The 20,267-nt window shown below is 45.1% G+C and carries 24 protein-coding genes and 1 riboswitch; of the genes, 22 read left to right on the top strand and 2 right to left on the bottom strand.

Going from position 1 to position 20,267, the window contains the following annotated elements; translation table 11 throughout:
• Window positions 1-258: 258 nt before the first annotated feature.
• The 6 genes from hinT (at window position 259) to tsgA (ending at window position 4,381) form a co-directional block, all read left to right on the top strand.
• Window positions 259-615, top strand: a complete 357-nt coding sequence (gene hinT, locus Q4Q50_RS07020) for a purine nucleoside phosphoramidase (protein WP_106650276.1) — start codon at window positions 259-261, stop codon at window positions 613-615.
• Window positions 612-1,139: a PaaI family thioesterase gene (locus Q4Q50_RS07015; protein ID WP_311898901.1), complete on the top strand. Its 528-nt coding sequence runs from the start codon at window positions 612-614 to the stop codon at window positions 1,137-1,139. The genes hinT and Q4Q50_RS07015 overlap by 4 nt, the downstream gene beginning before the upstream one ends.
• Window positions 1,126-1,623 carry a PaaI family thioesterase gene (locus Q4Q50_RS07010; RefSeq protein WP_006086342.1) on the top strand — a complete coding sequence of 166 codons (498 nt, stop codon included), beginning with the start codon at window positions 1,126-1,128 and terminating at the stop codon, window positions 1,621-1,623. Before Q4Q50_RS07015 ends, Q4Q50_RS07010 begins: the two co-directional genes overlap by 14 nt.
• A 141-nt stretch (window positions 1,624-1,764) precedes the next feature.
• Window positions 1,765-2,160: a YcfL family putative periplasmic lipoprotein gene (locus Q4Q50_RS07005; protein WP_014620698.1), complete on the top strand. Its 396-nt coding sequence runs from the start codon at window positions 1,765-1,767 to the stop codon at window positions 2,158-2,160.
• Between the two features lie 290 nt (window positions 2,161-2,450).
• The gene (gene deoD / locus Q4Q50_RS07000; RefSeq protein ID WP_012196924.1) at window positions 2,451-3,155 is read left to right on the top strand and encodes a purine-nucleoside phosphorylase; all 705 of its coding nucleotides are present in this window, start codon (window positions 2,451-2,453) and stop codon (window positions 3,153-3,155) included.
• A gap of 50 nt (window positions 3,156-3,205) precedes the next feature.
• The gene (gene tsgA / locus Q4Q50_RS06995) at window positions 3,206-4,381 is read left to right on the top strand and encodes an MFS transporter TsgA (protein ID WP_311898900.1); all 1,176 of its coding nucleotides are present in this window, start codon (window positions 3,206-3,208) and stop codon (window positions 4,379-4,381) included.
• Window positions 4,382-4,448: 67 nt separating this feature from the next.
• On the opposite strand, the gene Q4Q50_RS06990 is transcribed toward tsgA, so the two are convergent.
• Window positions 4,449-5,129, bottom strand: a complete 681-nt coding sequence (locus Q4Q50_RS06990; protein WP_261273030.1) for a Crp/Fnr family transcriptional regulator — start codon at window positions 5,127-5,129, stop codon at window positions 4,449-4,451.
• 197 nt (window positions 5,130-5,326) lie between these two features.
• A riboswitch (TPP riboswitch) is annotated at window positions 5,327-5,452 on the top strand.
• A 54-nt stretch (window positions 5,453-5,506) separates the two neighbouring features.
• On the opposite strand from Q4Q50_RS06990, the gene Q4Q50_RS06985 reads away from it, so the two are divergent.
• The 13 genes from Q4Q50_RS06985 (at window position 5,507) to Q4Q50_RS06925 (ending at window position 16,291) form a co-directional block, all read left to right on the top strand.
• Window positions 5,507-7,702 carry a TonB-dependent receptor gene (locus tag Q4Q50_RS06985; protein ID WP_107947142.1) on the top strand — a complete coding sequence of 732 codons (2,196 nt, stop codon included), beginning with the start codon at window positions 5,507-5,509 and terminating at the stop codon, window positions 7,700-7,702.
• A gap of 106 nt (window positions 7,703-7,808) precedes the next feature.
• Window positions 7,809-8,069: a hypothetical protein gene (locus tag Q4Q50_RS06980; protein ID WP_006081308.1), complete on the top strand. Its 261-nt coding sequence runs from the start codon at window positions 7,809-7,811 to the stop codon at window positions 8,067-8,069.
• A gap of 46 nt (window positions 8,070-8,115) precedes the next feature.
• Entirely contained in the window at window positions 8,116-8,769 is a 654-nt protein-coding gene (gene pnuC, locus Q4Q50_RS06975; RefSeq protein ID WP_006086345.1) for a nicotinamide riboside transporter PnuC, read from the top strand.
• Window positions 8,769-9,947 carry a phosphotransferase gene (locus Q4Q50_RS06970; RefSeq protein ID WP_259521414.1) on the top strand — a complete coding sequence of 393 codons (1,179 nt, stop codon included), beginning with the start codon at window positions 8,769-8,771 and terminating at the stop codon, window positions 9,945-9,947. Before pnuC ends, Q4Q50_RS06970 begins: the two co-directional genes overlap by 1 nt.
• 145 nt (window positions 9,948-10,092) lie before the next feature.
• On the top strand, window positions 10,093-10,965 hold the full coding sequence (locus tag Q4Q50_RS06965; RefSeq protein WP_311898899.1) for a DUF6279 family lipoprotein: 873 nt from the start codon (window positions 10,093-10,095) through the stop codon (window positions 10,963-10,965).
• A 70-nt stretch (window positions 10,966-11,035) separates the two neighbouring features.
• A complete protein-coding gene (locus tag Q4Q50_RS06960; RefSeq protein WP_311898898.1) occupies window positions 11,036-11,629 on the top strand; it encodes an HvfX family Cu-binding RiPP maturation protein in 594 nt (197 codons plus the stop codon).
• A gap of 136 nt (window positions 11,630-11,765) precedes the next feature.
• Complete coding sequence (locus tag Q4Q50_RS06955; protein ID WP_011846586.1) at window positions 11,766-12,314, top strand: NAD(P)H nitroreductase; 549 nt, start codon at window positions 11,766-11,768, stop codon at window positions 12,312-12,314.
• Between the two features lie 55 nt (window positions 12,315-12,369).
• Window positions 12,370-12,867, top strand: a complete 498-nt coding sequence (locus tag Q4Q50_RS06950) for a GNAT family N-acetyltransferase (RefSeq protein WP_106650284.1) — start codon at window positions 12,370-12,372, stop codon at window positions 12,865-12,867.
• A 194-nt stretch (window positions 12,868-13,061) separates the two neighbouring features.
• Window positions 13,062-13,685 carry a 2OG-Fe(II) oxygenase gene (locus Q4Q50_RS06945; protein ID WP_259512915.1) on the top strand — a complete coding sequence of 208 codons (624 nt, stop codon included), beginning with the start codon at window positions 13,062-13,064 and terminating at the stop codon, window positions 13,683-13,685.
• Window positions 13,686-14,050: 365 nt separating this feature from the next.
• Window positions 14,051-14,656, top strand: coding sequence for a GNAT family N-acetyltransferase (locus tag Q4Q50_RS06940; RefSeq protein WP_311898897.1), 606 nt, complete (start codon window positions 14,051-14,053; stop codon window positions 14,654-14,656).
• Between the two features lie 19 nt (window positions 14,657-14,675).
• Window positions 14,676-15,140 (top strand): GNAT family N-acetyltransferase, encoded by a 465-nt coding sequence (locus Q4Q50_RS06935; RefSeq protein WP_311898896.1) that lies wholly within the window; start codon window positions 14,676-14,678, stop codon window positions 15,138-15,140.
• Window positions 15,141-15,171: 31 nt separating this feature from the next.
• Window positions 15,172-15,576, top strand: a complete 405-nt coding sequence (locus tag Q4Q50_RS06930) for a hypothetical protein (protein ID WP_106650288.1) — start codon at window positions 15,172-15,174, stop codon at window positions 15,574-15,576.
• A 319-nt stretch (window positions 15,577-15,895) separates the two neighbouring features.
• Window positions 15,896-16,291, top strand: a complete 396-nt coding sequence (locus Q4Q50_RS06925) for a hypothetical protein (RefSeq protein ID WP_006081319.1) — start codon at window positions 15,896-15,898, stop codon at window positions 16,289-16,291.
• A gap of 67 nt (window positions 16,292-16,358) precedes the next feature.
• Here Q4Q50_RS06925 and Q4Q50_RS06920 read toward each other — a convergent pair whose 3' ends face one another.
• Window positions 16,359-17,189 carry a substrate-binding periplasmic protein gene (locus Q4Q50_RS06920; protein ID WP_311898895.1) on the bottom strand — a complete coding sequence of 277 codons (831 nt, stop codon included), beginning with the start codon at window positions 17,187-17,189 and terminating at the stop codon, window positions 16,359-16,361.
• 137 nt (window positions 17,190-17,326) lie between these two features.
• On the opposite strand from Q4Q50_RS06920, the gene Q4Q50_RS06915 reads away from it, so the two are divergent.
• Genes Q4Q50_RS06915 through Q4Q50_RS06905 form a run of 3 tightly spaced genes read left to right on the top strand, consistent with a single transcriptional unit; the run spans window position 17,327 to window position 20,191 of the window.
• Complete coding sequence (locus Q4Q50_RS06915) at window positions 17,327-18,490, top strand: DUF2157 domain-containing protein (protein ID WP_311898894.1); 1,164 nt, start codon at window positions 17,327-17,329, stop codon at window positions 18,488-18,490.
• Window positions 18,477-19,676, top strand: a complete 1,200-nt coding sequence (locus tag Q4Q50_RS06910; RefSeq protein ID WP_311898893.1) for a DUF4401 domain-containing protein — start codon at window positions 18,477-18,479, stop codon at window positions 19,674-19,676. The genes Q4Q50_RS06915 and Q4Q50_RS06910 overlap by 14 nt, the downstream gene beginning before the upstream one ends.
• Window positions 19,676-20,191: a GDYXXLXY domain-containing protein gene (locus Q4Q50_RS06905; protein ID WP_011846593.1), complete on the top strand. Its 516-nt coding sequence runs from the start codon at window positions 19,676-19,678 to the stop codon at window positions 20,189-20,191. The genes Q4Q50_RS06910 and Q4Q50_RS06905 overlap by 1 nt, the downstream gene beginning before the upstream one ends.
• Window positions 20,192-20,267: the final 76 nt, after the last annotated feature.

The following is a 20,267-nucleotide window of genomic DNA, read 5'->3' as shown; positions in this document are numbered from 1 at the left end:
CACGGGAGTGGAGTGCCCTAGACGCTCCGTCCCGGCGGCTGATGTTAACCACGGGGTAACGCACTTTATGCTTTGTTGGTTATTTTTAACTTAGCCCACTAGGTCCGCAAATAACCGCAATCGCCATGGATGGCGTGAATGCCACTAATGCAGGAGCAATTAATGGCCTTGCCTAAAGTGCGTTAAACTCCAGCTGAATCATGCATCTTCAAGTTGTTTGGGTATATACTATGCCAACTAACCCAAGGAGGACGCCCCATGGCCGAAGAAACGATTTTCAGCAAAATTATTCGTCGCGAAATTCCCGCGGATATTCTGTATCAAGATGAACTAGTGACTGCCTTTAGAGATATTTCCCCTAAGGCGCCTACGCACTTCTTGATTGTGCCAAATCATTTAATCCCAACGGCAAACGATATGAAAGCCTCTGATGAGCCTGTGCTTGGCCGTATGATGACGGTTGCAGCTAAATTAGCGGCGGAAGCGGGGATTGCTAAAGATGGCTACCGACTGATCATGAACTGCAATCAACACGGTGGACAAGAAGTCTATCACATTCATTTCCACCTTGTGGGCGGGGAGCCTCTGGGGCCCATGTTGAGCCAAGGCAAATGAAGGTAAATTCGGATTTTTTCCCGCTGACCCAAATGGCGCAGCGGTTTGTGGATCAACTCGCCCAGTGTCGCCGTCTTGGTTTAACCGTATTGGAGGCGAGTGAGCACCATGTGTTGATTGAGTTGCCCTACAGCACTGAATTAATTGGTTATCCCGATACGGGCGTTATCCACGGCGGAGTCATTACCACTTTAATGGATACCGCCTGTGGCAGTGCAGTGGTCAGTGCAATTTTCCATAAATTCAAATTGTTAGAAATCTCACCCACGCTTGATTTGCGGGTGGATTATATGAAGCCCGCTCAGCCCCATAAGCCTGTGTTTGGGTTTGCGGAATGCTACAAGTTGTCTTCCAACATTGCCTTTACCCGCGCGATTGCTTATCAAGACAGCATAGATGATCCTATTGCCCATGCTGTTGGTTCCTTTATGCGGATCAGCCCAGAAATGGTGGGTGATGCCTTTAGAAAAGCGCTGATGGGTGAAGCCGTGCCTGAGATAGGAGACACTGATGAGCGCAAATAATTCGGAACTTGGCACAGCCAGTGCCACTCAACATGCCCAAGTAAAAGCGCCTATCGATGTGCAAGGCATTGTTAAGCGCGCGACTGAGCTTAACGATTTCGGTCATTTACTTGAGCACGTTCCCTATGCCAAATTTATTGGGATGAAGGTTGAGCGTTTTGGTGATGAACTGATTTTTAAACTGCCTGCTAAGGACGACAATATCGGTAATCCTGTGTTGCCAGCGATTCATGGCGGCGTCATTGCAGGTTTTATGGAGATGTCGGCGATAGTGCAGTTAATGGTCTTTATGCAAACAGCCAAAGTGCCTAAAGTGGTTGATTTTTCCATCGACTATTTACGTGCGGGTCTGCATAAAGATAGCTTTGCTGAATGTCGTATTACCCGTCAGGGGCGACGAGTGGCCAACGTGAATATCGATTGTTGGCAAACCAATCGTAAGCAGCTCATCGCTACGGCACGGGCGCACTTTCTGATTGATTAACTCGTTTTATTGAGCAGATGTTTGAGTGATGATTAAGTCTGTCTTGTTAAGCATAAGTTCAGCACAGTTCGATTAGCTTGTCGTTTAATGGGAAATGATGCGCGCTGGCCGCGCATTTTGTCGCGTGACTGGGAGAAAGAGATGAAACAAATTTATACCGGACTATTATTGGCCGCGGCGCTGACCTTAGGTGCTTGTGCCTCACATACTGCAGGTATTTCAGTGAGTTCGCTCGGTGAAACCCGCGTCGATAATTCCAGCTTTGCCCGAGATATTGGAGTTGAAAGTGTGGATGCACGCCGAGTTGGCGATTTAGTGCAGGGCTCTGCGCTGATTGTTAGCAAATCATCAACTGACATGCGTGTGCAGTATAAATTCACTTGGTACGACGCCAGCGGCTACACCATAGAAGATGAAGCGACAAGCTGGAAATCAGTCAAGTTGCATGGCAAGCAACAATTGCAAGTCGCCGCCGTGGCGCCCAATGCCCAAGCGGTTAAATTTGATGTGTACGTGCGCGAAACCTTTTCGAACTAAGCCTGAGTTTGCCTTTGTTTAGTTTATAAATTATTTTTTGATATAAAGTGATTGTTATATTGGCTTACTTCTCTCTGGGGTAAGCCATTTTTATCCGTATTGATTAATTTTTCAACAACCTTTTCTCATTTTTTATCTTTATTAATTCAGCCTTATCATGTTGAAATATGCGATTAATTACTCATTGTTGAGTAAAAAAACTTACTGCAGGGCTAGAACCGGACTTTAGTCCTAAATACATTTAGTGATTGAGCACTACTATCAGCATATTACCACATGAGGATAGAAAGATGACTGCTCATATTAATGCTCAACCTACTGATTTTGCTGAAACTGTTATTATGCCGGGTGATCCACTACGTGCTAAATATATCGCTGAAACCTATCTCACCGATGCCGTAGAAGTCACGAATGTTCGCAATATGCTTGGTTACACGGGCTTTTACCAAGGACAACGCATTTCCGTTATGGGGCATGGTATGGGTATTTCATCTATGGTGCTCTATGGCCATGAGCTGATTAATTATTTTGGCGTGAAACGCATTATTCGTATTGGCAGTTTAGGTGCAACACAAAAACATGTACAAATGCGAGATGTTATTTTAGCCCAAGCCGCAGGTACGGATTCACCTACTAACGCTAAGCGTAGTAGCGGCTACCAAATGGCAACTTCTGCGACCTTTTCTTTATTGCATAAAGCCTATACAACAGCGAATGAGAAAGGTATTAGTGTAAAAGTTGGCAATATCTTTAGTGGTGATCTTTATTACGATCCCGATGAAGATATGATCCCCGCACTTGAGCGTTTTGGGGTATTAGGTATTGATATGGAAGTGGCGGGGCTTTATGGATTGTCACACCAACAAGGTATCGAATCATTAGCCATTTTAACGGTATCGGATCATTGTTTAACCGGTGAAGAAACAACGGCCGAAGAACGCCAACTCTCTTTTAATAATATGATCGAGCTCGCGTTAGAAACCGCCCTCAATTAGGTTTAAAGCCATCCTTTGAACCCTTAGCATTTCACTTATGGAATGACATAATGAATAATAAAATTACTTTAACAGCCATCAGTTTTCTCGCCAATTTTATTATGGCGGGCTTTGCGACCCAATTTGGGATGTTGATTGAACCCATAGCTGAGAAATTTGCTGCTAATGTTAACGAAGTTGCATCAATCTTTTCATTGCTCAATGGTGGTGCACTCGCGGGGACGATTGCAGCATTTTTCTTTATTGAAAAAATGGGTATCAAAAGAATGACCTTGATAAGTTACAGTCTGGTTGCTCTTTCTGCTCTGGCTTTACATCTAACCAATTCCCTGCAAGTTGTGATGGTGGCAATGACCTTGATTGGTTTTTGTGGCGGTATCGGTCTATGTATTGCTGGTACGATTGTGGTGTCTGTGTGGCAAGAGAAATTACAAAGCACAATGTTAGTAGTGCAGGATGCGACTTTTAATATTGCAGGTGTTATTTTTCCATTGATAACAACTTATGCATTAACAAGCTCACTATCATGGAGTTATAGCTATTTAGCTGTAGGTTTGGTCGCGTTAGGTACCGTCATTATTACATTATTCACTAATTTTTCTATATGTGAGCAGTATTCTTCAACAGAAGATAAGCAACAATCTGAGTGGAATTTTGGAATTATTAGCGGGGGTATTGGATTATTTTTAGGGATGCTCGCATTATATACATTTTTAACTTGGGCACCTTTATTTGTAAAACAAAAATTTGATATTCCGTTTGAAGAGGCGGGTAATATTATTACCCAGTATTGGTCCGCTGCGCTAATTGGTGCCCTAATTTCGACTGTGATTGTGACTCGTGTAAAAATTCACCATTTCTTAGTTGGTATTATTGCTTTAGCTATGGTGCTCACCTCTGCCATTGTCAGTACCAATAATCTTAATTGGATAGCTTATTTAACCTATGGTTACGGTTTTGTGTGTGCCGCGCTTTATAATGCATTTATTGCTTATGGCGTGTCTTTTGTAAAAAAAGCCAGCAGCAAAAATGTGTCATATATTCTTATTAGCGGAAGTGCAGGGGCGATGTTTAGCCCAGCCATCAGTTCTTTCTTTGAACGTATTATCGGATTACAAACAGTGATGTATGTGATTCCTTTGCTTTACGCAGCGATATTTATGTTATTGATCGTTTCAAGTCGGATGAAATCGGCTATGGAACAACACTCGCCATCGGTAAGTTAATTTACCTGTGCATCCATCCCACACTCGGTTGTTAAATTAAGTCGAGTGTGGGTTATGCTGAAAGCGATTATATGCCTGCTTCAACAAATTTCTTGAGTGCGTTGAGATCACAAATCCGAATGCCATCTTTTTTCCGCTCAATTAAGCCTCGTTCCTCAAGATTTTGTAGTGCCCGACGGTAGACTCGGTCGGTAGTACCAAATCGTTCAGCCTCTAAATAGCGTTTACTAAAGCCATCTACGGGCAAGTCATTTAAGTATTCATGGTAAATATCAAATGCCACGTTATAACTGATGGGATAGAGCAGTCGCCGAGTAAAAATATCCACTGTGTCTTGGTAGTCAATCGCAATTGCACTAGCGAAAAATAGCGCGAGTTGAGGGTGTTGACCGAGGTAATGTTGCAGTTTTTCAGCGCTAATCAACGTGATTTCTAAGGGTTCACTGGCAATAATGTCTAGTTGACAGTGGTACTGGGTGAAGAACTCCATTTCGCCAAACAGCTGTGAATCACAATCAATAGTACCTAATTGAAAACACCGACCATTTCTCGCGGTATGGCCGAGTGATACGCGACCTTGCTTCACCAATACAAGTGATGCCATCGCTTCCCCCTGCGTCATGAGGTGAGCGCCTTTTTTGAGCATTTTTATTTCGCTGATACAGCTAAGTACAACCGCTTCAATAAGTGGATAGTCTTGCTCCCATCGCTGGCTATAACGTCCTTTCGATAAAGGTTTTAGCTGCATCGACTATGATCCTCTTACTGTTTTCGAAATTGCGACCTTCTATAGCATTATCATGATAGGCAGTCAAATGGACGAAAGGATTTAGGCGGCTACTAAAGATATTTTCATCATACGAACTGAAGGGCCGTGGTTTTCGCGACATTTAATTGAATCGCAGAGATAAGAGTGCCCACTTTTTATTTCCGTCATGTATACTAGGCGCCGCCAAGGGGTGTTTGCAGCGAATGAATTTACGTTGATTACTGCAAACTGAGATGTCAGCTGACGAACCCTTAGAACCTGATCCGGCTAATACCGGCGTAGGAATGGGCCAATTAACAGCACACTTCTGAATCGCTTATTCGTTGCCGGATCTCAAACATTATATTTGAGGTCCTATGTCAAACCGTAAAACGTCAAACCGTCATTCCCCGTTTTTAACCCGAGCGCCACTGGCATTAGCCATTGCTGCCGCGCTGAGCACTGCTGCATTTGCACAAACCGACGCTATCGATAAACCCGATCCCAGCACTGAGATGGAAGTCATGGTAGTGACGGCGGATTTTCGCAGTTCAAGCTTAGAAAAAATGCCTTCAAGTATTACCGTTATCGACAGTCAAAAAATTCAAGATGAAAGCGCGCAGCATTTCGAGGATGTGCTTAATTCTATTGCTAACTTTAACTGGTCAGGTGGAAGTTCGCGGCCAAAATATTTTCAAATTCGCGGTGTAGGTGAGCAAGAGCAATACCAAGGTGCGCCTAATTCTTCTGTGGGTTACATCATTGATGATATCGATTTATCCGGTATTGGCATGGTGTCGAGCATGTACGATCTACAGCAAGTCGAAGTGCTGCGTGGACCACAGGGCACACGTTATGGCGCCAATGCTTTAGCGGGACTGATTTATCTGAAAAGTAACGATCCCACCGATGTGTTTGAACATGGCGGCGAAGTCTCGTTAGGCGATGATGATTTACGCACGTTTAGCGGTTTCAGTTCAGGCCCATTAACGGATTCTGGCAAGCTGCTTTATCGCGTGTCACTGCAGCAACATCAACAAAATGGCTACCACGACAACCTCTATTTAGGCCGTGACGATACCAATGGCCGCGATGAGTTCAGCGGTCGCGCTAAGCTGCGCTGGTATGCGACTGACGATTTGCAGTTTGATTTAACTGTGCTGCACGCCGATTTTGATAATGGTTATGATGTGTGGAGTTTAACCAATTCACCGACCCAGACGACATCGGATCAACCGGGTGTCGATAGCCAGCGCACCACAGGCGCGGGTTTTAAAGCGACCTATTCTGGTGCCGAAACCTTTGAGCTAACCTCGTTAACGTCCTTTGCGAATACCGATCACCATTACAGTTACGATGGCGATTGGTCGAACCCAGAGTATTGGGCTTCTAAGCAATGCAGTGATGACGATGGCAATCTGGCGCCGTGCCAATATGATTATTTTTGGGATAAAACTGGCCAACGTAAAACCGTGTCGCAAGAGTTTCGCTTAAGTTCTACCGAGCAGGGCCGAATCTTTGCGGACAGCACAGATTGGTTGCTTGGTGTGTACGCCATGAATCTGAAAGAAGATAACCAATTGTATTCTGAATACAATACTTGGCCGGATGAAGTCTTAGACTCTGAGTATGAAGCGACGAACTATGCCTTGTTTGGTCAGCTCGATACGGATCTGGGCTCAGATTATGCCTTATCTGTGGGTTTACGTTTAGAGCGCCGCAATAGCCATTACTCAGATACGAATAACGATAATTTCGACCCGAGCGAAACCATGTGGGGCGGTCATATTGCAGTGAGTAAAGTGCTGAATGACTCACACAACGCATATGTCCGTGTCGCGCGCGGTTACAAGGCGGGCGGTTTTAACATGACTTTGCCTGTCGAACTGAACGATAAAAAAGAGTTCAGTACTGAGACGCTTTATAACTATGAAATCGGCCTTAAATCCCATTGGCTAGCTGGGCTTATCGATACTAATCTGGCGCTGTTCTATATGGACAGACAAGATCAACAGGTGGCGGCATCCCAGCAAGACCCTGATAAACCACAGCGTTTTATTTTGTTCACCGAAAACGCTGGTAGTTCTAATAACTATGGTGCTGAGTTAGATGCGACCTGGTATGCCACGGATAATCTACAAATTTACTCAAGCTTAGGTTGGTTAGAAACCGCCTACGGCGATTATCAGTATCAGGACAAATATGGCACTGAGGTGGATTTAACTGGCCGCGATCTGGCCCATTCACCACACTTTACCTACAGCCTTGGTGGGACTTATCGTGCCAATTCGGGTTGGTTTGCTAACCTAAACTTAAGCGGTAAGAGCGAGTTTTACTATTCAGACAGCAATGAATCCCGTTCTGAACCCTACACTATCGTCAATGCCCGCGTGGGTTATGAGGCGAGTGCATGGTCAGCCTATTTATGGGGCCGTAATTTGTTCAATGAAGAATACGGTGTGCGCGGCTTCTACTTCGGTAACGAGCCAGATAATGGCTGGGCTGAAAAGCAATATATTCGTTACGGCGATCCGCGTCAGATTGGCGTAACCTTTAACGTTAAGTTTATGTAAAAGCTGATGTAATGGCACATGTCACTATGAGCCTATTGGGTTAACTCATGACTAAGCTGCAGTCCAGTATAAGGGCTACAGCTTCTCTCAAATTTAAGGAATTAAAATGAAACTGACCGCAGAAATTAGCATGTATCCCTTCAATGAAAACTACCTCGATCCGATTAAGTGGTTCATTGGCCGCGTGGATAGCTATCCTCATATCGAGCGCGTGACCAATGCGATGGCAACTCAAGTGTGCGGCGATTATTTAGATGTGATGACGATGCTGGCGACCGAGATGCAAGCTGCCCATGAGAAGTGGGGCAAGGCAGTATTTGTGTGTAAGTTTATCGGTGGTGAGCTTAATTTAGCCCACAGCGAATAACGCTTTACCGTCACATACGCGATAAATAGGCAGTGAGAACAACACAATGACAGATTTATGGTTAACCTTGGTCGAGAGTATAAATGCGGCCTTTGGTGAAGTCCATGTGATGACCGCATGGGAAGCCTTGGCGGTATTGCTAGCCATGGCATATCTACTGCTGGCGATGAAGGCGAGCGTCTGGTGCTGGGCGGCGGCCTTTGCCAGTACCGCCATTTATACTGTGTTGTTTTGGAAGGTGTCGTTACTGATGGAATCAGTGCTGAATATCTATTATATGGCGATGGCGCTCTATGGATATTGGCTCTGGACCCAAGGCGGCGATAAACATCAAGGGGTCAAAGTGACCACTTGGCCGCTGAAAACTCACTTGAAACTGATCGCGGTGACAGGCGTTATTTCGTTATTAGTCGGTCACGGCATGGCGACGTATACTCAGGCCGCATTCCCATATTTAGATGCGGCCACGACCTGTTTTGCTGTGATGACGACCTATTTAGTCGCGAAGAAAGTACTTGAGAATTGGCTCTATTGGGTCGTCATCGACATAGTGTCTATATACCTCTATCTCAGCAAAGGCTTGATGCTGACCTCGTTATTATTCGTACTCTATGTGGGGCTTGCTGTAGTAGGGTATTTCCTGTGGCGCACTGCGTTAGCCGACGCCCGTGAGGCCAATGCCTTGAAGTTACTCAGTTAATGCTCGATGTCAATGCTGCTAAGCCATACTCAACGCGTGAATCATTCAATACACTCTTGCCCATACTCAAACGAGGTGGGCTTGAGCAAGTGCAGAGTATTTGCGAGCTTTCGGGCGGCTTGAGTAATCATAATTATAAGATCACTACGCCAACAGGGTGTTATGTGCTGCGGGTCAATGCCGATGCGGCGGACAGTTTTTGCACCCGCGAGCAGGAGCGTTTTTACTGGCAACAACTCGCCCAAGCTAAACTTGCCCCAGCACTGCTGTGGGTGAGTGAAGATGAGCGCTATTACCTCAGCGATTTTATTGAAAGTGACCTTATTGAGGGTGACTTTATTAAGAGTGGCTTTATCGAAAGTGCTGTAGTGAGCGCAGCAGAGTGTGCGGCAATTGAACACAATGTGATTGATAGCCAATGCTTTCAACGTAAACGCTTCATCCATTGGCCTGCATTAGAGCGCCAAACCAGTGCCGCTGATTTTGTGCTGAGGCAGTCGTCTTTGGGCATTTTACATCACGGCTCTTCATCACAAGCTTGTTTAAGTCCTGAGCCTAGGTTGATGCCAATACAGCAAGATAAGCATCCCAACTCAACTGCGCGCTTACTGTTGGAATTATTGCTGCAATTGCGGGAACTGCCCACAGGTCCTTATGCCATTAGTATCACTGAACAATGGCAGGAATATCACCAGCAGATGCTTGCTTATCAGGCATCTCTTACCACAATGCACAATTGGAATGAGCGTGTGGCTAAACTGCTTAACATCCAAATCGCCATCAAAGATTGGTGCGATAACTTAGCGGCTTGTTTAATTAAACCGCAGTTTTGTCATCGCGATCTTAATCCCCACAACTTGCTACTCAAAAATAATCGTTTGTATTGTATCGATTTTGAGTATGCGACGGCGTCGCATCCCCTGTGTGAGTTAGCCGTAGTGTTAGCGACCCATGCGTTAACACCTGCCCAGCAAAACGAGTTAGTGACGCAGTATCTGAGTCAACACCCTTATGTCTCAGTAAACGCCGTAGCGGCCGTGCCCGCCGCCATTGACATGTACTGGGTATTTGCCTGTTACTGGGCATTATTGATGGCGGCGCAAACGGAGCCCAGTCGAAGCGCCGACTATCTCGCATGGTTTGATTGTTTTTGGCCGCTCATCACCCAAGCATCATAAGGATGGCTGCTCGATTGGAATCATAAAGTAGGCAAATCATTAACATATTGAAAACCTTTATTAGACAAACTTGTTTGATATAAGAGGCAACTTTATATAGGCTCAAGCGTCATATTAGCAACAGTTCTAGGATGGATGATTCAGAATGAAAAAAGGCGTGATGCTACTTGTGTGTCTCTTAGGCTTAAGCGCCTGTTCCACTAAATTCAGTTACCATTTCCTCGATTGGGCCATCGGTTGGGAGCAAGAGGATTACGTTACTTTAGATAAATCACAGCAAAAGGCATTCGATGCCCTCATTGAAAAATTTGTCCTGTGGCACCAATCCAAAGAATTGTCCCACTATGTGGTGCAACTAACCGAAGTCGAAAGCCTCATCAAAACCAATACCTTAACGCCAGTGTTATGGGCCGAGCATGTGGAGATTGCTAAGCGGCATTGGTTTCGTTTGTTTGAGTTTGCCTTGCCAGAGTTACTGCCCATCATAATGTCCTTGTCCGATGAACAGGTGAAGCAAATCCTCGCCAAATTACGGGAAGATGAGCAGGAGCTTGTCAAAGAGTTTGCCGGCAAAACCCCAACGCAGTTACAAAAAGAGGCCGATGAAAACCTTCAAGAGCAATTTGATGACTGGCTTGGCAGCGTGAGTACTGAACAAAAAGAGCTTATTCATCAGTATAATCAACAGCGTTTATCCACCTTAGATATGTGGCTCGAGTATCGCCACGAATGGTTACGTCAGTTTGAGGTCGCCCTTGGGCAGCGCGCCGATAAAGCGCTATTAACCGAGCGTTTGACCTTGCTAATGACGCAGCCCGATGAGCTTAAGTCTGAACAACATAAAGTTTTTTTGCGTAAAAATACTGAGGCATTTGGAACCTTACTGCTAGCGATGAACGCGAGCCTATCGGAGAAGCAGTCGAAGCACTTTTATAAAAAGTTGGGCGGACTTATTCAAGATCTCACCGAGCTTAATCAAGAAGCCATTGAAAAAGAGACAAGTGCAAAAAAAGCCTAGGCCATGAAAGATTTATTGGCTTGCTAGGGTCTATTCCTGCAAGCCAATAAATTAGTCAAAGAGAGACACTATGCCACTTGCATCCCTTTATCAAAAACTGCTCAATATGAGTCGTTATTTCGATGGTTTAGCGCCATTAGCCCTCAGGATTTACCTTGCGCCCGTGTTGATGCAAGCGGGCTATAACAAGCTCGCTCACTTTGACGATACGGTTGCTTGGTTTGCCAATCCCGATTGGGGTTTAGGCCTGCCAGTGCCGGCGGTAATGGCTGGATTGGCGGCGGGAACCGAGTTCTTTGGCGCTATATTATTACTGCTTGGGCTTGCGACTCGGCTGATTTCTATCCCTTTGATGGTCACTATGTTGGTGGCTGCATTTACTGTGCATTGGCCAAATGGCTGGTTAGCGATTGCCGATGGCAGTTCTTGGCTTGCCAACGACAGAGTGCTTGAGGCTGGGGATAAACTGGCGAAAGCCAAAGAAATATTGCAGGAGCACGGTAATTATGACTGGCTGACCAGCTCAGGTAACTTAGCTGTGCTTAATAATGGTATTGAGTTTGCGGCCACTTATTTCATTATGTTGTTGGCACTCTTCACCTTAGGCGGCGGCCGTTACACTAGCCTAGATTATTTCATCGCTCAGCGCTGCGGGGTTAAGTAAGCCTTTTATAAAGAGCTCTGGATTTTCAAGCGCAATCAAAGCGTTAAATCCCATCCATGCGGTGGGATTTTTTTATGCCTCTTTGCCTGCAATTTGCTATGCTTGAACGCAATTTATATCGAACTAGGATAAGAACTTGGACGCTATTGAACTTTTGCTCACCCGTCAATCGACCCCGCGATTAATCGCTCCCGCTCCCGATGCGAGTCAATTAAAAATCATCTTAGATGCTGCCATTCGTGTGCCAGATCATGGTGCATTAGCCCCATGGGAATTTATTATTGCCACAGATCAAGGGTTAAACACCTTAGCCGATATCTTTGTTGAGGCGGCTAAAGCCAGCGGCGCCGACGAGGATTTCGTTAATAAAGCCAAGGGTATGCCAATGCGTGCGCCTATGGTGATCACTGTCGTTGCAAAAACGCAGCAACACCCTAAAGTGCCTGTACTTGAACAACAAATTGCAGCGGGCTGCGCAACGATGGCGATGCAACAAGCGGCTTTTGCCTTAGGCATTGGTGCTGTATGGCGCACGGGCGATTTTGCCTTCGATGCTAATGTGAATGCCGCCTTAGGCCTTGAACCACACGACCAAATTGTCGGCTTTTTGTATGTCGGTACGCCAGCGGTTGTGGCACCCCAAAAACCGCAAAAGGACGGCAGCCAATACGTCCGTTATTTATGAAAAAGCTTATGACTATATTTTTATAAACATTGTCTATTTTTAGTGGAGAAATCCTATGCAAGTTGCGCGTACTCCGAGATTAATCCTGCGGCAGTTAACCCCAGCCGATGCTTCATTTATGTTAGTCTTGCTCAATAGCCAAGGCTTTATTGAGAATATAGGGGACAGGGGAGTACGCACGCTTGTGCAGGCCAAGGATTATATCCTCAATGGACCAATGAAAAGTTATGCCGAATGTGGTTTTGGCTTTTATGCCGTTGTGCTTGCAGAGAACGGATTCACCATAGGAATTTGCGGTTTAATCAAACGGCCGACGCTTGATAATGTCGACATAGGCTATGCATTTTTGCCGCAATATTGGGGTAAGGGTTACGCATTCGAAGCCGCGAAAGCCGCTTTTGATTTAGGCAAAAGTTTAGGTATCGAGCGTATTGTGGCGATTGTGAGTGCCCATAATGGCGCGTCAAAGGCATTGCTGAACAAACTGGGATTACAGTTTGAGCAGTGTGTTCAGCTTAGCCCTGATGATGAGCCAGTTGAACTGTTTAGTTGAATTTAAGTTGTTGTTTATAGTGGTTTTTATTTTATTGTAATTCGGCGTTCTTTACTCTAGAATTCTGCAAAATTTACTGTTGAGATATGGCAATCATATCTCGTATCGACGCCCCTCGAAAATCAGGCTCATTTAATCCCTCCTTGAGCCCTTGAGTACAGCAAAAGCGTAGCCCTTTTATTGGATGTAGCATAATGGTTTCGCAATTAAGTGAAGCAATGCTGGACGTGATCGCTGATGCCTTGGTAGACAAAGGCTATATCTTTTTACCTGACTTAGTTCCAAACAATATAAGCCAAGTGCTATTGGAAAAAATTCAATCAACGCAAGCACATGAGCTAAAAGCTGCGTCCATTGGTCGTGGCGCAGAGCAGCAATTAAACCCCGACATTCGCCGCGACAGAATACAATGGCTAGAAGAGCACAACGAGCCTGATGCCCAATATCTTGAACTGATGACGCAACTCAAAAATGGCTTAAATCGTCGTTTGTTTATGGGGTTATTCGACTATGAAAGTCACTATGCGGTCTATCAGCCTGGGGCATTTTATAAAAAGCATGTCGATGCGCTAAAAGGCAGTCAAAACCGTATCTTAACCACAGTGTTTTTCTTAAATCCTGACTGGAAAGCGGCAGATTGTGGCGAGTTGATTATCTATGATGAAGCTGACATTGAGATTGAACGCATCGCACCTAAAATGGGCCATTTTGTGATTTTTCTCAGTGAGCGCTTTCCCCATGAAGTGACTAAAACCTTAGCCCAGCGCAATAGTATTGCGGGTTGGTTTAGGGTCAGTAACAGTGTGCATGGCTTTTAACTTTAGCCTCTAACTTTAGATTTTAACTTTAGCCTTTAACTATGGTGGCTAGCTTCAACGGATAGCAAACGCTTAAATACTGAACGCAGATTTAGGTGTTTGCTGTTATTGGCCCCGATTGCTTATCTCATTTCGCGACGTATTCTGTGATAGCAGTATTGACTCCAAGCGGATTTAACTGCCATTCACTCATTTCTTCAAATTTTTTTACACTCTTAAGCTTTAGGTAATCTAAGCCGCCGACAATAGGACAAATTTGTCCAATCATGCTGAAAATAGGGTGTTTTTTTATTCTCGTTTAATGTTAGGCTAGATAAAAATGTGCGCAACAACACACTTTTCTATCATCTAACGGAGGCGAGACTGTGGGCTGTGAAGATAACTTAGGTTGTTTAACGGGTGAGTATATTGTGCTTGAGCCCTTATCTCTGTCCCATGTGGCGGCATTGAGTTTAGCTGTGACAGATGGTCAACTTTGGCGTTTGTGGTTTACTAGTGTGCCAGAACCCGCCGAGGTGAAGTCCTATGTGACTAAAGCCCTCGAAGAGAAAGCGCGGGGTCAGAGTTTTCCCTTTGCAGTGCGGGATAGAGTGAGCGGTGAAATTGTCGGCTGCACGCGAATTTGCAACTGGGAGCCTGAAAATCGTCGCCTTGAAATTGGCTACACTTGGTATGCAAAACGTGCCCAGCGCTCAGGGATTAATACCGAAGCTAAGTTATTACTATTGACCTTTGCCTTTGAAACCTTAGATGCCATTGCCGTTGAGTTTCGGACTCACTGGCATAACCAAGCCTCCAGACAAGCGATTGCGAGACTAGGTGCTAAGCAAGATGGTGTGTTGCGTAATCACAAAATTCTTAAAGACGGCACAATTCGCGATACTGTGGTGTATTCCATTATTGATGCTGAGTGGCCTACGGTGAAAAACAGTCTGCAATTTCGATTGCGACAACACCCGCCAACACTCTAACGATACCAAGGAAAGGCCCATGGCAAGCATTATAACTCGAGCAGATGTGACTCAAGCCCATGAGATTGCATTGTTATTCAATGAGTACCGACAGTTTTATGGGCGCAGGGATGATGTCGCGGCGGCTGAGCAGTTTATTCATTCAAGATTGTTAGATGAGTCATCGGTGATATTTATTGCCAAAGATAATCAAGGGCTTGGATTAGGCTTTGTGCAAATGTATCCCAGTTTTTCATCGTTACGTCTGGCTCCAATGTTGATCCTCAATGATGTGTTTGTGACTCAACATGCTCGATGTGTCGGAATTGGGCGAGCGCTAGTGCAGCAGGCCGCCAGTTATGCCAAAGCGCATAATATGAGTTATTTGATGTTAGAAACTCAGCAAAAAAACCAGCGTGCGCAGGGCTTATATGAAGGCTTAGGCTTTGTGCGAAACCAAGATTTTTATATCTACGAGCTTGAGATCCAACCAGGGCTTGAGTAGGTTTATTTATGACGATTAAAAGGAAAGTAACATGTTAACTCAGGTAAAAACATTGGTATTAGGTGGTTTAGTATTGAGTGCCAGTACCGCAGTTTGGGCTGATGAAGCAGAAAAAGCGTTTAGTAAAGAAGCCATTGAGTGTGCCGCTTATTACCAAATTAGCTCAGAAGCTATTGGGGCGATGAATGCACCGCAAATGCAGGCTGTGGGTGAGCGTTTAAAAAGCTCTAAAATTGAATCTGAGAATTTAGCCAAGAAATACAGCTCTGAAGCTGAAGTGACTCAAGCAGTTGCCGACGCGAAAGCGCGTCAAATCGAAAGCTTAGGGGGCTCAAGTAACTTAGGTGCGTTAATGGGCAAATATAAAGAAGAATGTAAAAACCTATTAGCCGATCCACAAAAGCGTTTAGATTATTGGACTATGGCGACTATGTAGTCGGCAGGGTTGAGTCAGCACAGGTTTTTAAACATGTGATTTTGAGCATTGTGAATTGAAATATGTGATGTAAGGGAGCCTAAGGGCTCCTTTTTGCGCTAAGAACTTAGCACTGGGCTGCGGGAGTTAATTTTTATCAGGCCAATGTGAATTGGTTGCGGTCCGGTTGACTCAATGATTCTTAGCCTGCTAGGTTATTTTTGTTAAGCTGAAACTCAACCGGGGTTTTCAGGGTCTTATTGCCGAGGGTTGCTATTCTCGTTTTGTTTACGCATTGATTTTCAAACACCATCAAATATAAGCACTAACTAGGAGCAGTATGGTTTTAACATTAATGGCAGCGACTGTCTTGAGTGCTGGAGTCTGTGGATACCATTTGATCTATGGTAAGCGTGTTCTATTGGCGCCGCTGTTAAAGGCAAATGTGTCCCAGCAGAGCAAGCAAATGCTGCGCTGTTTATTTCATTGTCAGTCAGTGTTTTTTGTAGCCTCAACTGCAGTACTTTTAGCCTGCGCACTTAAGGTGATCCCAGGCATGTATGCCTTTAGCTTATTGTTATTTCTTGGGATGAATTACGGGATCTTCGCGATTTGGCAGTTTTACATTGCCACTTTGAGCCCGCCAAATAGTGGCCAGATGATCATAGTGCAAGCCTTAATTTTCTTGCTGATTGGCACTTTGGCTATGCTGGGACCACTCTTGTCCGTCGCCTAAATCGCTGATCGATTTTGGATAATCGTCGTGCTTAAAGCGTTAACGGCTTGAAGAAACTAAAAGCGAATTATTGGCTCGACTTAATCCCGTATTGGGCGGCGAGTTCGGCCAGTTTACCATTGTCGATAAGCAGCTGAACCCAGTGTGTTAGCTTCTTAGCATCGAGTGATGATCTGAGGCTAAGTAAGATGCCGTTATCGTACTCTTGGTCCCATTTGTCTGAGATTAAAAGTAAATGCCTGTCTTGTGGATTCACCTTTAAATAATACTGCAAATAGGAATGAGTAACGGGCGCTATATCTGCCCGTTCGCGCAGAATACTTTCGATAGAGGCCCTGTTATTACTGACGAACAAGGGGCGAAATTGCTTTGCCAACTTGTCAGCATCGGTTTCAAAGTGGGCAAACTGATAGTGATAGCCCTTAACGAATGCGACTGACTTATTAGTTAAGTTTTTGAAATAATTTTGATTATGGGCTTTGGCCTTAAGCGCAATAAACACTTCCCCATCTATCATGTGTAGTGGAATAAACTGATCCGCTATTTTCTGCCATCCCCAAGCGGGGTTCTCAAATATCATCATGTCGAAGCGACCTAAGGCATAGGCTTTATATCTGTGCTCAACACTGGTGACGGTAAATTCAAAAAACACTTCTTGTTGTATTTGATTCAATGCATTAATGATATCAAGGGTGAGGCCTGTGTAGCGGCCGTCCTGTTGTAGATTCACATAGGGAGAAAATTGATAACCACCGACATGAATGGTCGGTATTGTATTCGGTACTATTGTATTAGGTGCTGTGGGCGACTGATTATTATCTTGGGCGATTGCGGCCGAAAATACGCTGATCCCTAAGACGAAGCTAAAGAGTAGACGATACAACTGTCTTATTACCATGGTCCCCCCTAATCATGCCAAAGGTTAATGATTTTTTACAAGTATACACAATTTAATTTACTCAACGCTGTCGATGTTGTGCGAATTTTGAATAGGTCATAGTAAGCTAGCGCAAACAGGATGAGGGAGAACTCACATTGAGCCAGATCAAATCTCAAGTGTGTGGCTGGGTTGAACAGGGACATATCACGCAAGAGCAAGCGAATACGCTTTATCGGCAGGTCACAGTGTTGCCAGATGCGTCGAGCTGGCGTGGCTTAATCGCTAACTTATTACTCTGGTTTGGCGCCTTGAGCTTTGCCTCTGGGGTGATTTTTTTCTTTGCCTACAATTGGCAATCCCTCGGGCGTTTTGCCAAATTTGGCCTTATTGAAGTGGCGATAGTGCTCGCCATCGGCGCATTTGCTTGGCTCTATTATCGTACCAATTCTTTTTCTGCTGCTTCGCATTCCCATAGTCATAGTAACCAAAGCAACGACAGTAGATTTGGTGGGACGACAGCCAATGGTGTGTTATTGGCCGCGAGCGTATTGGTGGGCGGCTTATTAGCACTGGTTGGACAAACCTATCAAACGGGCGCCGATCCTTGGCAGTTATTTGCCCTGTGGGCGTTAGTGATTTTGCCCTTCGCTTGGGTGGCGGGATTCGATGGTTTATGGCTGCTGCTGGTGGGACTTATCAACCTAAGCATAGGGATATTTTTGGATTCCTTTTCCCATTTATGGGGAGCCTTCTTGGATGAACAAGGCCAACTGCTGATCTTTATCTGTTTGAATTTAGCTATCTATTACGCTTTTGTTTTTCTAGACCGCAACGTCGTGGGGCGCTGGCATGCGCCAATTCTCGAATATGCGTGTTCACTGTTTGCGATGGGCTGTTTTACTTGGTTAATCACTTGGCTGATTTTCGATGATTTCTTTAAAGGTGATGGCTTTAGTACTTGGATAGTTTGTGGTTATCTTGCCCATCTAGTGTTGGGGTTCGTTATTTTTCGCTATCGCTTACCGCGCATTTATCCCTTGGCCTTGGGCGGTTTTAGCTTGATTGCCGTGGGCGCTGCGTTACTGATTCGGCTGATGTTTGAGGACAATGATCCCATAGGTGGTTTTTTGTTTATTGGGCTTTACATCATTTTGGCGAGCACAGGTTTGAGTATTTGGTTAAAGGAACTCAGTCGCAAGCTTAAACCACTGTCAGAATCTATGTCAGAATTAGAACCTGAACCTATGTCTGAATTAGAGCTTGAGCCCGCAGCGAGAGCGACCCAAGGGAAAGTGGGAGACATTCATGAGCAACAATAATGGCTTACCGGATGGCGACATGGTGACCAGTGCTTTAACGGGTTCAGTAGCGACTGCTTTAAAGTCTCCATCAAAAGAGAATGCCGCTTCAATTGATGCATCGGGTGAATCCAGTCTGATAACACTGTGGCAATCCTTGTATGCCGAGGGCAAAGTCAATTCGCCCCAAATGCCAGAAAACCAGGATATTCCTTGGTATATTGCCGCTATGCAGGCCTTTGCCGCTTGGATAGCCGCTTTGTTTTTATTGGGTTTTATGATGGCGGCATTTGGCGCTATTTTTGAGCGGGTAGGCGAGGGCGTCGCTTTATTTATCGGCTTAACTTATTTAGCCGTGGGCATTGGGTTGTATTTTTTGCCGCGGCAACAGATCTTCATTGAGCAATTTGCTTTTGCCGCCTGTTTGAGTGGTTTAATCAGTGTGGCTTGGGGATTCTATGATTTAATCGACAATGATTTTAGCCTCAACTGGTATCTGTGTATGGCGGGTATTCTCTTGCTGTTGTGGGGGTTAATTGCCCATGGATTAGCCCAGTTTGTGTTCGCGTTTGGCTTAAGTTGGTGCGTGATTGGCCTCATGGCTAAATTCGAATGGCTCAATGTCAGCCCAAGTCTGTTTGCCTTAATCATTAGCCTAGTGTTGTTCAATATCAATCGGTTCGGACGTCATTATCGCCGCGCGCGCATGCTTATCTACGGCTTTGTACTGGCGTTAGTTACATTGCAACTGATGCATGCCTTTAGCATGGACAGTATTTTTGAAGCCTTATTCAGTCCTTGGCAACAAAGTCTGTGGTTCACGCTAAGCCATCTGTCGATTATTTTTGTCATTTGCGGATTATTGTTGATCACTGTATTTCGCGAACGCCAACAATCACTCAGCTCAATGGCGGCGATAGGCTGTTTTCTCGGTTTAATCCTTATTAGCGGTTTATCTTTACCCATGCAGGGATTATCGACGGCTATCCTATTGATTCTGCTTGGCCACTATTGCAATGAGCCTTGGTTAAAAGGCATGGGAATTGTGTCGGCGCTGTTGTTTGTCAGCGGATATTATTATTCCTTAGAAACAACACTACTGCTTAAATCTGCTTATTTGATGGGTTTGGGTGCGCTGTTGCTGGTGGCAAGGATGCTGGTGTGGCGGTTATTTCCTGCCAATGAAAATGCCAAGGAGACTGTGTGATGGGCAATATGATGGGAAAACTGGCGGCTTCACATAAATGGGCGCTGGGCATAGTACTGTTCACGACTGTTGCGATTCTCGCTGGCGTGAATTGGCGGATTTTCAAATTCGAACAACTGCTTAATCACGGCCAAGTCGTGCGCTTTGCATTAGCGCCAGTCGATCCGCGCTCGTTAATGCAGGGGGATTACATGGCGCTGGAATATGCCATTGCCCGCGATGTGCGTAGCGCCTTAGCGCCGCAACAAATGCAGGGTCAGTTGTTGCTGGCACTAGATGAGCAAAAAGTGGCGCGTTTTATGGATTTTTATACCGACCAAGCGCTCGGTAAAGATCAGCTGCGGGTGCAATTTCGTGTTCGTGGTAATCAAATCAAGCTCGCATCGAACAGCTTTTTCTTTGAAGAAGGGCAAGCCGATCATTTCAGTGCGGCTAAATACGGCGAGTTTAGGGTGAACGCCCAAGGTGAGTTACTGCTGGTCAGTTTACTCGATGAAAAACTTGAGCCCTTATAGCCCTGCGTCAGGGCTTTTATCCATTGGCTCTGCTTATTCTGTTAAGAGCGATTTATCCCCATCACATTGATTATTT

Origin of the sequence: Shewanella scandinavica (genome assembly GCF_031932065.1) — a bacterium.
Taxonomy (GTDB): Bacteria; Pseudomonadota; Gammaproteobacteria; order Enterobacterales; family Shewanellaceae; genus Shewanella; species Shewanella baltica.
The sequence above is the reverse complement of the archived record's forward strand: the minus strand, read 5'-3'. Positions and strand labels throughout refer to the sequence as shown.

What these genes read in the sequence shown, in the direction of transcription:
- hinT (WP_106650276.1), top strand. Translation starts at nt 259, where the DNA reads ATGGCCGAAGAAACGATTTTCAGCAAAATTATTCGTCGCGAAATTCCC.
- Q4Q50_RS07015 (WP_311898901.1), top strand. Translation starts at nt 612, where the DNA reads ATGAAGGTAAATTCGGATTTTTTCCCGCTGACCCAAATGGCGCAGCGG.
- Q4Q50_RS07010 (WP_006086342.1), top strand. Translation starts at nt 1,126, where the DNA reads ATGAGCGCAAATAATTCGGAACTTGGCACAGCCAGTGCCACTCAACAT.
- Q4Q50_RS07005 (WP_014620698.1), top strand. Translation starts at nt 1,765, where the DNA reads ATGAAACAAATTTATACCGGACTATTATTGGCCGCGGCGCTGACCTTA.
- deoD (WP_012196924.1), top strand. Translation starts at nt 2,451, where the DNA reads ATGACTGCTCATATTAATGCTCAACCTACTGATTTTGCTGAAACTGTT.
- tsgA (WP_311898900.1), top strand. Translation starts at nt 3,206, where the DNA reads ATGAATAATAAAATTACTTTAACAGCCATCAGTTTTCTCGCCAATTTT.
- Q4Q50_RS06990 (WP_261273030.1), bottom strand. Translation starts at nt 5,129, where the DNA reads ATGCAGCTAAAACCTTTATCGAAAGGACGTTATAGCCAGCGATGGGAG.
- Q4Q50_RS06985 (WP_107947142.1), top strand. Translation starts at nt 5,507, where the DNA reads ATGTCAAACCGTAAAACGTCAAACCGTCATTCCCCGTTTTTAACCCGA.
- Q4Q50_RS06980 (WP_006081308.1), top strand. Translation starts at nt 7,809, where the DNA reads ATGAAACTGACCGCAGAAATTAGCATGTATCCCTTCAATGAAAACTAC.
- pnuC (WP_006086345.1), top strand. Translation starts at nt 8,116, where the DNA reads ATGACAGATTTATGGTTAACCTTGGTCGAGAGTATAAATGCGGCCTTT.
- Q4Q50_RS06970 (WP_259521414.1), top strand. Translation starts at nt 8,769, where the DNA reads ATGCTCGATGTCAATGCTGCTAAGCCATACTCAACGCGTGAATCATTC.
- Q4Q50_RS06965 (WP_311898899.1), top strand. Translation starts at nt 10,093, where the DNA reads ATGAAAAAAGGCGTGATGCTACTTGTGTGTCTCTTAGGCTTAAGCGCC.
- Q4Q50_RS06960 (WP_311898898.1), top strand. Translation starts at nt 11,036, where the DNA reads ATGCCACTTGCATCCCTTTATCAAAAACTGCTCAATATGAGTCGTTAT.
- Q4Q50_RS06950 (WP_106650284.1), top strand. Translation starts at nt 12,370, where the DNA reads ATGCAAGTTGCGCGTACTCCGAGATTAATCCTGCGGCAGTTAACCCCA.
- Q4Q50_RS06945 (WP_259512915.1), top strand. Translation starts at nt 13,062, where the DNA reads ATGGTTTCGCAATTAAGTGAAGCAATGCTGGACGTGATCGCTGATGCC.
- Q4Q50_RS06935 (WP_311898896.1), top strand. Translation starts at nt 14,676, where the DNA reads ATGGCAAGCATTATAACTCGAGCAGATGTGACTCAAGCCCATGAGATT.
- Q4Q50_RS06930 (WP_106650288.1), top strand. Translation starts at nt 15,172, where the DNA reads ATGTTAACTCAGGTAAAAACATTGGTATTAGGTGGTTTAGTATTGAGT.
- Q4Q50_RS06925 (WP_006081319.1), top strand. Translation starts at nt 15,896, where the DNA reads ATGGTTTTAACATTAATGGCAGCGACTGTCTTGAGTGCTGGAGTCTGT.
- Q4Q50_RS06920 (WP_311898895.1), bottom strand. Translation starts at nt 17,189, where the DNA reads ATGGTAATAAGACAGTTGTATCGTCTACTCTTTAGCTTCGTCTTAGGG.
- Q4Q50_RS06910 (WP_311898893.1), top strand. Translation starts at nt 18,477, where the DNA reads ATGAGCAACAATAATGGCTTACCGGATGGCGACATGGTGACCAGTGCT.
- Q4Q50_RS06905 (WP_011846593.1), top strand. Translation starts at nt 19,676, where the DNA reads ATGGGCAATATGATGGGAAAACTGGCGGCTTCACATAAATGGGCGCTG.